Source organism: Gilliamella sp. B3482 (assembly GCF_026536805.1).
Lineage (GTDB): Bacteria > Pseudomonadota > Gammaproteobacteria > Enterobacterales > Orbaceae > Gilliamella > Gilliamella apicola_E.
Genome location: NZ_JAFNNL010000003.1, coordinates 228,061 through 240,970, shown reverse-complemented (window position 1 = coordinate 240,970; position 12,910 = coordinate 228,061). Strand labels below are relative to the sequence as shown.

Genomic DNA, 12,910 nt, shown 5'->3' with positions numbered 1-12,910 from the left:
CAAGGAGATACAAATGGATAGTGTCATTAATATTTTTCAATGGTTAATCGATCTTGGTGGAGTGGTTTTTTTACCCATCATCATCTTTATCATAGCCTTATTTTTTAGAGTCAGTTTTTCCAAAGCAATAATGTCGGGTATTACCGTCGGTATCGGTATCGTTGGTCTTGGATTAGTTATCGGTTTACTATCTGACACTTTAGGTGTTGCCATCCAAAAAATGGGTGAACAGTATGGAACATCATTAAGTATTATGGATATTGGTTGTGGAGTAGGTGGGCCATTGGCATTCTCAACGACATTGGGATTATTACTAATTCCAGCATCACTAATTATCAATTTCTTATTTATCTCACTCGGTTGGACTCGAACGTTAAATGTCGATATCTGGAATTTCTGGTTTGCGATTTTCCTAGGTTTAGTCGCGTATTCAGTCACAGGTGAATATTGGGTTGGTATCATTGGCTGTATAACTGCAGTAATGTTGCAATGGTTTTTAGCCGATCTACTACAAAAACCAATAAGCTCATTTTTTGGTTATCCTGGCATTGCTATTACTCACCTCATGGCATTATCGGGTGCAATTGTCGCAATCCCATTAAATTGGATCTTTGACCGTATTCCAGGGTTAAATAAATTAAATGCCGATTCAGAAACGCTAACCAAACGTTTTGGTATCTTTGGTGATACTGTTGTTATCGGATTAATCATCGGTATTGTTGTAGGGATTTTAGCCAATTATGATGTTCCAAAAATTGGTCAGCTAGGTATTTCAACTGCTGCAATCATGAAAATTATGCCAAAAATGGTTGCAATGTTTATGGAAGGCTTACTTCCTGTTGCTGACGCTGCGCGTGAATTTACTAGCAAAAAACTTAATGGAAAACAAGTAAACATCGGAATGGATGCCGCATTAACTGTTGGTCATCCTGCAGTAATGGCAACTGCGTTAATCATGGTGCCAGTATCATTACTACTTGCTTTGATCTTACCGGGTAACAAAGTACTACCTTTTGGTGATTTAGCCTTCTATGCATTTGGCATCTGCTTAATGGTACCGTTCTTTAAAGGTAATATTATTCGTTCAATCCTTGGTGGCACCATTTACCTAGTTATCTGCCTATATATGGCAACTTGGCTTGCACCAGTCATCACTGATGTATTCCATCTAGCTAATTATGATGTAGGTACAGCTGGTATTGTTACTGTAATTTTATGTGGATTATGGCCTGTAACACTATTTGTACTGTTATTAACCCATATCGGATACCTTGGCTTAATTGGTTTAGCTCTCGTAATCCTTTGCTTGCTTATCTATATCAACAAAATCAAAAAAATTGAAATGTATTAAAAGGAAATAGTCATATGAAAAATTTACTCATAATGTGTGGTGCAGGTCATGCAACTTCAACTATTGCAGTAAGCAAAGTCACTAAATGGCTTAGTGATGAAAAATTAACAGATCAAGTAAAAATTTATCAATCTAAAATTGCTGATGAACTTAATAAAATCGACTCTTATGACGTTGTGGTGAGTACCACCATCGTACCAGATTCAATTAAGGCTAAAGTCATCAACGGTTTACCATTACTTACTGGTGTAGGATTGAATGAGTTTTTTGCAGAGTTAAAAAAACGTTTAGCTATTTAATTGAAAAGCATCATTAAGTATTTATAACGACCGCCTCATTGACTTTCGTTAACTGAAATAACAAAGTTAATGAGGCTGCAATAAGGAATAAAGCAATATGAAAATTATTCATCATGCCATTGAAATCAATACTGTTGCTGGCAGACACTCTTACCATGATATTACTGAAGAATTAAATCAATTTGTTAAGCAATCCAATATCCAAAATGGTCAGTTAACCATAGCTACCACACATACAACTTGCTCACTATTTTTTGAAGAGTGTATGCATGACACTAATTTTTTTGGTGATGAGTTTCTTCATGTCGATATCAACAATACTTTAGAAAAAATTGTACCACGCATGACCAGTGAAAATCAGTACAACAGCCCTGGTCCAAAGCATGTTGAATTTGGTTTAGGACTTAGTGATCCCAATTATCCAGCAGAAAAATGGGTTATGCTAAATACTGATGCTCATATCAAATCATCACTTTTTGGTCATTTCTCATTGGTGTTGATCATTAAAGATGGTTTGCCACTATTAGGGCAATTAGGAAAAATCTATTTTGTTGACTGGGATGCGTTACGTGAACGAAAACGTCATGTCAATTTTATGTTGATGGGCTGTTAATAAGAGGGAATAATTATGATACTGTCTCCATCACTATTTAATTCTGATCTTTATCAGATTAAAGAAAACTTGGAAAAATTTAAATCATTGGGTATTCGTCAATTACATATTGACGTGATGGATAATCACTATGTACCAAATCTTGGCTTTAATGCAAGCTTTGTCAAAGATTTAAAAGCACATACTGATTTTATTTTAGATTGTCATCTTATGGTTGAGAAGCCTGAGTTAGCCATAGCAGATTTTATTGATGCTAAAGCTGATATCATCACCTTTCATTACGAAGCAACGGCCCATCACTCATTCATTATCAACAAAATAAAAAGTAACAATATCAAAGCTGGAATATCTATCAATCCAAGCACACCAATTGAAAACCTTAAGCTACTCTTACCTTTTATTGATTTGGTACTAGTTATGACAGTCAATCCTGGTCAAAAAAATGAAAGCTTTTTACCTTTTACCTTACAAAAAATTGAACAATTAACCCGTGAAAAGCAAAAAGGTAATTATCATTACGACATCCAAGTTGATGGCAATATTACCGACCAAACTATATCACCATGCATTGCAGCTGGAGCAAATAGCATTGTATCGGGTGGATTCATCTTTAAAAATAATGCCATAGAAAGCAATATTGAAAAATTAAAAATGGCAATAAAATAGGAATAAAACAGTGACTATCAAAAATGTACTTAGCAATATATTGACAGAAATATCGGCTCAGCAAGGTAATTTAAATGAAGATCAACTTCAGGAATTTAAAAACGCTATTATTTCCGCAAAACATATCTTTTTAGCTGGAACCGGCCGTTCAGGATTAATGATTAGTGCATTTGCTAATCGATTAATGCATTTAGGTTTAAATGTGAGTTTAATAACTGAAATCAGCAAACCTAAAGCAAATGTTGGTGATTTATTGATTTTAGGATCTAATTCTGGGGAAACTAAAAGCCTCATTGCTTATGCTAATCAAGCAAAAGCAATCGGTGTTAAAATAATCCTATTTACCACCAACAACAACTCAAGTTTAGCAAAACTAGCTGATAACATTGTTGCAATTCCAATCAATGTTGTTCAATTAAATCAACCTATGGGCAGTACCTTTGAACAACTATCTCTGCTGACTTATGACAGCATCATTTATAGCCTAATGGAAGATTTGAATCAAACGCCAGAATCAATGAAAAATCGACATGCCAATATTGAATAGCATTGAGTCTAAAAAACTCCAAGTCTCAAACCTAAATTAGTGATGGATGCTTTTGGAGGCAAGTCCATTGCATCTACACTATATGGGATAGTTAACATTATAGTATTTAATATCTTTATAAAATTTTGAGGAACGGGTTTTTTGATTCAAAAAAAGTTGAGGAGCGGGGTTTTTGAGGGGGGTGAGAATGCAAATAACTCTTAAAAAGTTAAACTGCCATTAATTTATCTATTCAATTAACAGCGATTTTATTCCTTACAGATTGAATCACTATTTAATATTTTTTTAAATAGTCAGCAATTTCTGCAATATCTTTAGGTGTAGTTTGGCAGCATCCGCCAATCAATTTAGCACCTAATTTTAACCAAGTTGGTAATTGGTTTTTGAAAGTACAGTTGTGTTGGTGATTTTTATGCCATTGTTTGGTGGTTGGATCATACTGTTCACCTGAGTTTGGATAAACAATCAAAGGTTTTCTAGTTAAGGTTTGTAATACGGTTAATGCGGCAGTTACTTCTTCTAAGGCAATGCAATTAATACCAACACTAACCACTTGATCAACGTTATTTAGATAATCGATAACTTCTTTTAGCGGGGTACCATCGCTAAGGTGATTAGCATCTTTTAGGGTAAATGAGAACCATGCTGTCATTGTTGGATACTGTTTCAGTACTTTAACAATCGCTTTAATTTCAGCAAAATTGGGTAAGGTTTCGCAAGCTAGGATATCGGCTTTTGCATCGATTAGTGCTTGTATTCGGATCTGATGAAACTCGATAAATTCTTCTTCACTTAATTGGTAGTTGCCTGTGTATTCTGAACCATCGGCTAAATAAGCACCATAAGGACCAACTGAACCAGCTATAAATAGTAGTTTATTTTTACCAATCTGAGTTAAATATTGCTCTTTTGCTTGTTGAGCCAGCTCGACACTTTTTTTGATAAGCTTTATAGATTCATCTAAAGATATCCCTTTTTTAGCGAACCCTAAAGGTGATGCCTGATAGCTGGCTGTGGTTGCACAATCTGCACCAGCTTTAAAGTAGTCATAATGAACTTGCCTAATCAGATCGGGTTGTTCTATTAATACTTTGGCTGACCACAAACTATCATTAAGATCACAGCCACGGCGCTGTAACTCACTAGCTAAAGCACCGTCAATTATGATATTTTGGTTGAATGATATTGGATTAAACATTATCGGTTTACTCGTTGTTGATAAGCTCGGGTAACATGATAGGCGATATAGCAAAACACCACAAATGGAATACCACAATAAAGCGCGATGCGCTGTTCTGGATCGAATGCCAAACCAACACAAGCAACTAAGCATAGAATAAAGCCTAAAATTGGTACTAATGGGTATAAAGGTGCTTTATATTTGAGACCTTCAATGTCAGAAGATGAAAGTTGTTTTCTAAAAAAGTAATGAGAAGCACAAATACTTAACCAAACTGCCACCACAGCAAATCCAGAAATCGCGGTCAGACCGACAAACACCGTATCTGGGGCGATGACACTAGAAAACAGCGCTAATAAACCACCAATCATACTAACGGAAATAGCAGTGGTTGGAATACCTTTTTTATTTAGTTTACTAAAATATTTAGGTAATGTACCTTGATTGGATAGTGACCATAACATCCGACCAGAAGCATATAGACCAGAATTAGCGGCTGATAGAATAGCGGTTAAAATAACAAAATTCATAATATCAGCCGAATAGGGGATACCAATACTTTCGAACACTTCAACAAATGGACTTTTGATTACACCAGCTTGCTCCATTGGTAGTAGCGCTGCTAATACAAAAATTGTACCGACGAAAAAGATGATTAATCTGAAAATAGTGGTTTTAATCGCTAATGGAATCGATTTTTCAGGCTGATGGGTTTCACCAGCAGCTATACCAATAAGTTCGGTTCCAGAAAAAGCAAAATTAACTGATACCATGGTCATAATTATTGGCGTAATACCATTTGGAAACCAGCCATGCTCGGTAATATTATGTAAAAATGGAGCTGGCATATCATTTTTCATCGGAATTATGCCAAAAATAGCTGCGCTTCCGGCAATGATAAATACTACGATAGTGATGACTTTTATTATCGAAAACCAAAACTCACTTTCGGCAAAAAATTGAGCGGTAATCATATTCAACATAAAAATGACTATGCAAAACACTAAACACCACTGCCATACTGAAACTTGCGGGAACCAGTATTGCATACACAATCCGGCAGCGGTAAAGCTTGATCCTAATGCGACAGTCCAAGTTAACCAATAAAGCCAGGCTACCGTATAGCCTGTAGCCGGGCTGATAAATCGAGATGCATAGGTATGAAAGGCACCCGTTTCAGGCATAGCCACAGCAAGTTCACCTAAACATAACATGACAAGATAAACGACTAATGCGCCAATTAAATAGGCAATGATTGCACCAATTGCGCCAGCAGTGGCAATAATATAACCGGTATTAAAAAATAGACCGGTCCCAATTACACCACCTAAAGATAGCATAATTAAATGCCGAGTTTTCATGGTGCGTTTAAATTGATTTTCATTACTAACAGAAGAATGTTTATTCATAAAATTTATTTTCAGTTAAAGTAAAAGAATTCATAATTCTAAGTAAGTTGAATTATGATTTAAATATTCATCTATCATTGTTTAAACAAATACTTCATTTTGTGATTTGATATAACTAATCAAATAATATGTATCGGATTTACAAATAAATTGTTTATTGAAGCTATCCCGCCAAAAGGTGGCGGGATAAATTAGTGATAAAGAGTTTAACTTTTAAAAATGGTTTTGAAGCTCTTGAAAACTCATTTTTTTGCCATTAAGGTTGAATTGACCACTTTGTTTAGTGTATTCAATTTCAGTGAATATACCTTCCACATCTCCTTTTTTAAATAAAATTGCTGGATATGGAGATCTATTAAAAGATCTTTCAACGATGAATTGCATTTGTTTAGCATCAGACTCAAATTGTTGTTCAGAAATATTTTCATTTTCTGGATTATCAAATTGAGTCTTAATACGTGCTATAACTTTGTATGGTGCATCAAGATTTACTTTAAATTGGTTAAGTTGATCGATATTTTGAGCCAATCTGAAACTTGACATTATAGTGAAATCAGAAACATCAAAAAATGCGCTGTAGTTAAAATCACCGGCTGCATTGTGCCAATTGACTTTTTTGATGTTTATTTTGGTATTAGGTGAACTATGTTTAATTTTAGCTAAAAACGGCGCTGCTTCCGGGTAAATTTCTAAAAAAGATTTATCTAATCCTTCAAAATCAAATTCAAACGAACCATTACCTATGTCTTGTTTACCATATTTAAATGAACCAAGCTTGAATGCAAAATCACCATTTAAGCCACTCTCTTTTGCTTCTAACACATAATTCCAAGCTAAATTTTTCAGAGAAATTTCTGGTGTATCTCTGGCCGATTCAAAATTAAAATAGAAATCATCAACGCTAGCATTTAAAGTATATTTATTTTGAAAATCTGCATCGTTAACAACTTTTAAATTGGTTATTTTTAATTGATTATCTGCATCATGTTGATAATTAATTTTACTTGCTTCAATCGAAATTGATGGGGCAACAAAATTAATGTTTCCTGAAGCACGCCAATTTATCTCACCAAGATCAAGTTTACCATCAGCATCTTCAACTCCGATATCTTTCAAATCAAGTACAATTGGTTGAGTTGATATGTTATAGTCTATGAAGTCAGAGTAAGACAGGCTTATATGACCTTTCATAAATGGCTGATTGCCCGCTTTTTTCCATAAATCAGGATTAAATTGTTCACTATTTTGAAATTCAACCCAAGCTTGTTGTGGTGTGAATACGCCATTTTTTAACGCTTCAATTGGAAAAGGACCATGATGAATAATCACATCATCATCGTATAATACAACTGTTTTTGAGTCCTTAATTACAGCTATTTTTATGTGTGTTTTAGTTGAGAAAAGGCTTTTTTCGTCATTTGTATGCGTGATTTGTACATTAAAATTATCTTGTAAACTATTAACTTTTTGGGTTAAATTTTTTAATGTGCCATCAAGACCATTTTCAATTACATTTCCGGTATACCATGCAGTACCAACATACCCCAAACCTAATATTGCAATAACACCAACTGCTAATTTTGTTTTCTTCATTTTTACTCTCTTAATTTCTATTACTTGTTAGTTACTTTTCTAAAATTAATAATTTTTACTGCTTTTTACTTCGGGTTTAAGACTAATTGGGTTTTAATTCATTATTATTTTAATAGTTCCAATACATCACTTTTATTATAAATTTTTCCATTAATATTAACATCATTGCTATCTTGAAGTATATCAATAAATAAACCTTGCTCTCCGTCTTTACTAAAGGTAAATAATGGCGAATCATTAGACATATGTGCCAATATGTCTTGGACTATTTTTTTAGATTTATTAAATTGATCCTCTGTTATACCACTATTATTAGGAGAATAATATTGAGCAAATGTACGCGCTAGTACGTTAAGCGGGGCGTTCACGTGTAATGTAAAGTTATTGATGTTATCTAACGGATCGTTAATTATATAAATTTTATTAAGATTAGTAACATCAAGTAAACCTTTGATATTGATGTCACCATTATCATTATGTAAATTTAAATTTTTTAACTCAAATCGACTATTGATAGGTTGATTATATTGAGTATCTTCATCGATAAACGCTGCACCAAATTCCGCCTTATCTAACCCTTGATAATCAATATTTATTTCTGCTTTTCCTAACTCTTGTTGTCCATATAAGATCGAGTCAATACTACCGCTAAAAAAGCCATTTAGAGTACGGCTATCACCAAAATTAACTTTCTGATTGACTGAAATTTTATTTACTTTTATAGCAGGTCGTTTATCGTCTGACTCAGGAATTAAGGTAAACTTATCGAGGTTAGCTTGTAATGTTATATTTTGATTATTGGAATCAATAGTGCTATCTACTTTTAGATTGTTTATTAAGAAAGTGTCATTATCGGACTTAGTAAAGTCATAATCAGGATTGAAAAAAGCATCTCTTAGATTTGTATTTAAAGAATCTAAACTCAATAAATAATGAGTATTTGTTGATTGTTTTTCGCCAGCAAACTCAATGTGAAGCTTATCTAAAGTGAAATATACATTAGCTTTTTTGGTGTGAAATCTATCTAAATCCAGCGTTATCGAAGGTATAGGGGAATCATTATTACTAATAAATGTAAAACTACCATTACCTAATTCGTATTCAAGATTAATATTAGTTTCGAACTCCCTTTTTTCACTAAATTTTCGACTAAAAAGTTTCATGATCAGATTATTACTATAATCCAAACTAATGTAGCCAGTAATAAATGGTTGATTTCCCATAGCTTCCCATAACGCAGGTTTAGCTTCTTGGCTGATTTCATAATCAATCCAAGCCTGTTGTGGTGAAAATATACCTTGTTTTAAAGCTGCAATTGGGAATGGTCCATGATGAATAGTAAAATCTTTATCAGCTAACGTTAATACATCCTCTGAACTTCCATCTTTGGGTGTTAACGTCATATAGATGTGTGTTTTGGTTGAAAACAGATGTCTTTCATGATTAGAATGGGAAATGTTTAACTTAAAGATATTTTGCGCATTGTTAAATTTTGCAACGGTTTCGGGTAACGTATTGTATAGTTCCTTTTCTATTACGATACCTGTATGCCATGCTATACAAATATAGCCTAATATAGCAATAGTAATAATGGTTAATATAGCAATAGTAATAATAGTTAATATTGTTTTTTTCAATTCTTATGTTCCTGTATATTTCGAGCTATTTTTCTTGATGTTCAGCAAAATCAGCTAATAAATTTTTAATATAATCAATGCGTTCAATGCACTCTAAATCAGCTTTGAGTAATTTTAATCGATTTGTTCCTTCCAAGCGATAATTTTTTGGTGATTTTTGAATTGTTTCAATTAAATAATCAACTGAAATTTTGTTGTTAGATCCAAACTCAATAAAACCACCTTTTTCACCAAATTCAATTTTTGTAATACCTAATTTTTGTGCTTGATAACGGATTTTTGTTATTTCTAATAAAAAAAGTACCGGATCAGGTAGCTGACCAAAGCGATCGCGCATTTCGACTTGAATATCGGTTAATTCATCTAAACTTTCGATGCTTGCAATTCGCTTATATAGTGACAATCGAGTATTGACATCGGGGATGAAATCATCAGGAATCAACGTTGGTAATCGTAACTCAACTTCGGTCTGTTGATTATTAAGTAATGATTCAAGAGTCGGTTCTTTGCCTTCCTTAAGAGATTTAACGGCATCATCAAGTAATTCGATATAAAGGTTAAAACCAATTGTTTCAATCTGCCCACTTTGATCACTGCCTAATAATTCGCCTGCACCACGGATTTCAAGATCATGTGTAGCTAAAGCAAAACCAGCACCTAAGTCCTCTAATGTAGCGATAGCATCAAGACGTTTTTTAGCATCTTTACTTAGTAATTTAGGGTGTGGTGTTAATAAATAAGCGTAAGCTTGGTGATATGAGCGTCCAACTCGACCACGCAATTGATGTAATTGTGCTAAACCAAATTTATCGGCTCTTTCAATAATAATGGTGTTGGCATTAGGGATGTCGATTCCGGTTTCGACAATGGTAGTACACACCAATAAGTTGAATCGTTGATGATGAAAGTCATTCATTACGCGCTCTAAATCGCGTTCATGCATCTGCCCATGACCAACTGCAATTCGTGCTTCAGGAACCAATTCAGCTAACTTTTCAGCCACATTTTCAATATCTGATACGTCATTGTGTAAGTAATAAATTTGACCGCCACGCAAAATTTCACGCAAGATGGCTTCACGAATAACTAAGTTATCATATTCTCGAACAAAGGTTTTTACCGCTAATCGGCGAGCAGGTGGTGTAGCGATAATTGAGAGATCACGCATACCACTCATTGCCATATTTAGCGTTCGAGGAATTGGGGTTGCCGTTAAGGTTAAAATATCGATATTGGCTCGCATCGCTTTAATTCGCTCTTTTTGGCGAACACCAAAGCGATGCTCTTCATCAACAATTAAAAGCCCTAAATCTTTCCATTTTACATCTTCTTGTAAAAGTCTATGGGTGCCAATAACAATATCGATTTTACCTTCAGCGAGTTCTTGAATTATAGCTTGTTGCTGTTTAGCGGTTTTAAATCGTGACAAACTTTCAATGCGAATTGGCCAATTGGCAAATCTATCACAAAAACTTTCATAATGTTGCTGTGCAAGTAAAGTAGTCGGGACTAAGACTGCGGTTTGTTTATGATTTATCACCGCTAAAAATGCAGCACGAATTGCCACTTCGGTTTTACCAAAACCAACATCACCACAAACTAATCGGTCCATAGCATAAGGTGAGCACATGTCACCAATAACAGCACCAATGGCATTTTGCTGATCTTCCGTTTCTTGGTAAGGAAAAGCTTGGCAAAACAGCTCGTATTGTTCACGATCTTGTTTGAATTCGAAGCCTGGCTTACTTTCGCGTTCAGCATAAATATCTAACAATTCAGCTGCAACATCTCGTACTTTTTCGGCAGCTTTTTGTCTAGCTTTACTCCATGCATCAGTACCTAATTTATTGAGTGGAGCATTTTCTTCATCACCACCAGAATAACGGCTAATTAAGTTTAGCGATGAAACGGGTACATAGAGTTTGGTATCATTGGCATAAAGTAAAATAAGGTATTCAGCAGTAATACCACCTGTTTCTAATGTGGTTAAACCAGCGTAGCGACCAACACCATGCTCAAGATGTACAACAGGCTTACCAGGTGTTAATTCTGCTAAACTACGGATTAAACTGTCAGTATTAATTGCCTGCTTGCTCTCTTTCTTACGACGAATAACTCGACGGCCCAATAATTCGTTTTCAGTAATAAAGGCCAAATTTTGTTGATGATCGATAAAACCTTGTTCGCTAGCACCAATCATTAAACAATAACGGTTATCCGATTGTTGGCTAAGTTGAGTAATGGTGGTTGGATGTATTCTTATACGGCCTAATATTTCTAGCAATGCATCTTTTCGACCTTCCGATTCGACTGAAAAAATAATCCTGCCATTAAAATTTTGAGTAAATTGTTCAAAATGTGAATAGGGATTTTTCTGCTGAATCTGTATAGCCATTTCAGGCAGTAAACTAAATGGTAAATTAATACTTTTGTTCGATTCAGTGATTTGAGCGCGTGAAACCGTAATTCGTGGATAATGTTTGAAATGAGCAAAGATTTCATCGGTTTTTGACCAAATAATTGTTGGTTCTAAAAGCGGTCGCATAGGATCGACTTTTCGGCTCTCATAACGCTGAGTAATATCTTGCCAATATTTATTAGCAAACTGTTCGATGTTAGCAGTGTTAATGATCAGTGTATTAGATAAAAAATAGCTGAATAGTGACGTGAGTGGTTCATTAAAGAATAATGCCTGCCAATACTCAATACCGGTTGGTAAAATATTTTTACTGACTTGTTGGTAGATACTTTCAGAGTCTAACCTTACTTCAAATCTCTCTCGCCATTGGCTTCTAAACAATTCTATTGATGTTTTATCAAAAGGAAACTCATGAGCAGGTAGTAGTTGAATTTCGGTAATTTCATCGAGAGTCCGTTGAGTTTCGACATCAAAAGTCCGAATGCTGTCTATTTCATCATCAAAGAAATCAATACGGTAAGGGCTTTCACTGCCCATCGGATAGATATCAAATAATGCTCCGCGAGTAGCATACTCACCATGTTCCATGACTTGACTAACTGAACGATAACCGGTATTTTCAAGTTGCAAGCGTAGATTTTCCCGACTTATGGCTAAGCCTTTTTTCATCATAAAGACATGCCCACCTAAATAGTTCTGCGGGCAGACTTTTTGCATAAGCGTATTAATTGGTAAGATTAATGCACCTTTGGTCAAATGCCCTAGATTATAGAGGCAAGATAATCGTTCTGACACGATATCTTGGTGCGGGGAAAAGCTATCATAAGGAAGCGTTTCCCAATCGGGGAAGAAGATCGACGGATAGTGTGAAAATTGTTTTAGCTCTTCATGAAGACGAGTTGTTTGTTGCATATCATCTGTAACAATCACCACTAAACCATCATGTGCGTCAATGATCTGCGCACAAAATTGAGATAATGAAGAACCGACAAGTTGACCAACTTGTTTAACTTCACCTGATTTTTTAGGAATGATGCTAGAAATATTATTAGGCATGTTGGAATAATAGATAATTGCGACAAAGTTATCGTGATATTATAACGTAATTATATGGTTGTTTTCTATAACTGTTTAATCCTGTATGATAAGCAACTAAAATTTAAAAAGTTGATTGAAAACTTCAGGTACTTAATAAC

The 12,910-nt window shown here is 34.6% G+C and carries 10 protein-coding genes; 5 read left to right on the top strand and 5 right to left on the bottom strand.

The annotated features are described in order from the left end of the window. The first annotated feature begins 13 nt into the window (after positions 1–13). The 5 genes from J3U18_RS06555 to hxlB all read left to right on the top strand — a co-directional run bounded on the left by J3U18_RS06555 (position 14) and on the right by hxlB (position 3,476). The gene (locus J3U18_RS06555) at positions 14–1,351 is read left to right on the top strand and encodes a PTS galactitol transporter subunit IIC (protein WP_065563459.1); all 1,338 of its coding nucleotides are present in this window, start codon (positions 14–16) and stop codon (positions 1,349–1,351) included. A gap of 14 nt (positions 1,352–1,365) precedes the next feature. Continuing rightward, positions 1,366–1,650: a PTS sugar transporter subunit IIB gene (locus J3U18_RS06550; protein ID WP_065563458.1), complete on the top strand. Its 285-nt coding sequence runs from the start codon at positions 1,366–1,368 to the stop codon at positions 1,648–1,650. 97 nt (positions 1,651–1,747) lie between these two features. Further along, positions 1,748–2,263 (top strand): YjbQ family protein, encoded by a 516-nt coding sequence (locus tag J3U18_RS06545; protein WP_267353296.1) that lies wholly within the window; start codon positions 1,748–1,750, stop codon positions 2,261–2,263. Between the two features lie 15 nt (positions 2,264–2,278). Continuing rightward, entirely contained in the window at positions 2,279–2,929 is a 651-nt protein-coding gene (gene rpe / locus J3U18_RS06540) for a ribulose-phosphate 3-epimerase (RefSeq protein ID WP_267353295.1), read from the top strand. 10 nt (positions 2,930–2,939) lie between these two features. Beyond that, on the top strand, positions 2,940–3,476 hold the full coding sequence (gene hxlB, locus J3U18_RS06535) for a 6-phospho-3-hexuloisomerase (protein WP_267353294.1): 537 nt from the start codon (positions 2,940–2,942) through the stop codon (positions 3,474–3,476). Between the two features lie 274 nt (positions 3,477–3,750). Here the strand turns inward: hxlB and mmuM are convergent, their stop codons facing one another. The 5 genes from mmuM to mfd all read right to left on the bottom strand — a co-directional run bounded on the left by mmuM (position 3,751) and on the right by mfd (position 12,770). Beyond that, complete coding sequence (mmuM, locus tag J3U18_RS06530) at positions 3,751–4,674, bottom strand: homocysteine S-methyltransferase (protein ID WP_267353293.1); 924 nt, start codon at positions 4,672–4,674, stop codon at positions 3,751–3,753. Beyond that, a complete protein-coding gene (mmuP, locus tag J3U18_RS06525; protein WP_267331980.1) occupies positions 4,674–6,065 on the bottom strand; it encodes an S-methylmethionine permease in 1,392 nt (463 codons plus the stop codon). Before mmuP ends, mmuM begins: the two co-directional genes overlap by 1 nt. A 213-nt stretch (positions 6,066–6,278) precedes the next feature. After that, entirely contained in the window at positions 6,279–7,658 is a 1,380-nt protein-coding gene (locus J3U18_RS06520) for a DUF945 family protein (RefSeq protein ID WP_267353292.1), read from the bottom strand. A gap of 104 nt (positions 7,659–7,762) precedes the next feature. Further along, positions 7,763–9,295 carry a DUF945 family protein gene (locus tag J3U18_RS06515; RefSeq protein ID WP_267353291.1) on the bottom strand — a complete coding sequence of 511 codons (1,533 nt, stop codon included), beginning with the start codon at positions 9,293–9,295 and terminating at the stop codon, positions 7,763–7,765. Between the two features lie 25 nt (positions 9,296–9,320). Next, positions 9,321–12,770, bottom strand: coding sequence for a transcription-repair coupling factor (gene mfd / locus J3U18_RS06510; RefSeq protein ID WP_267353290.1), 3,450 nt, complete (start codon positions 12,768–12,770; stop codon positions 9,321–9,323). Positions 12,771–12,910 lie beyond the last annotated feature (140 nt).

Bases quoted from the DNA above. Each gene is read 5' to 3' on its own strand.
- J3U18_RS06520 (WP_267353292.1), bottom strand. From the start codon at position 7,658: ATGAAGAAAACAAAATTAGCAGTTGGTGTTATTGCAATATTAGGTTTG.
- mmuP (WP_267331980.1), bottom strand. From the start codon at position 6,065: ATGAATAAACATTCTTCTGTTAGTAATGAAAATCAATTTAAACGCACC.
- J3U18_RS06550 (WP_065563458.1), top strand. From the start codon at position 1,366: ATGAAAAATTTACTCATAATGTGTGGTGCAGGTCATGCAACTTCAACT.
- mmuM (WP_267353293.1), bottom strand. From the start codon at position 4,674: ATGTTTAATCCAATATCATTCAACCAAAATATCATAATTGACGGTGCT.
- J3U18_RS06555 (WP_065563459.1), top strand. From the start codon at position 14: ATGGATAGTGTCATTAATATTTTTCAATGGTTAATCGATCTTGGTGGA.
- rpe (WP_267353295.1), top strand. From the start codon at position 2,279: ATGATACTGTCTCCATCACTATTTAATTCTGATCTTTATCAGATTAAA.
- J3U18_RS06545 (WP_267353296.1), top strand. From the start codon at position 1,748: ATGAAAATTATTCATCATGCCATTGAAATCAATACTGTTGCTGGCAGA.
- mfd (WP_267353290.1), bottom strand. From the start codon at position 12,770: ATGCCTAATAATATTTCTAGCATCATTCCTAAAAAATCAGGTGAAGTT.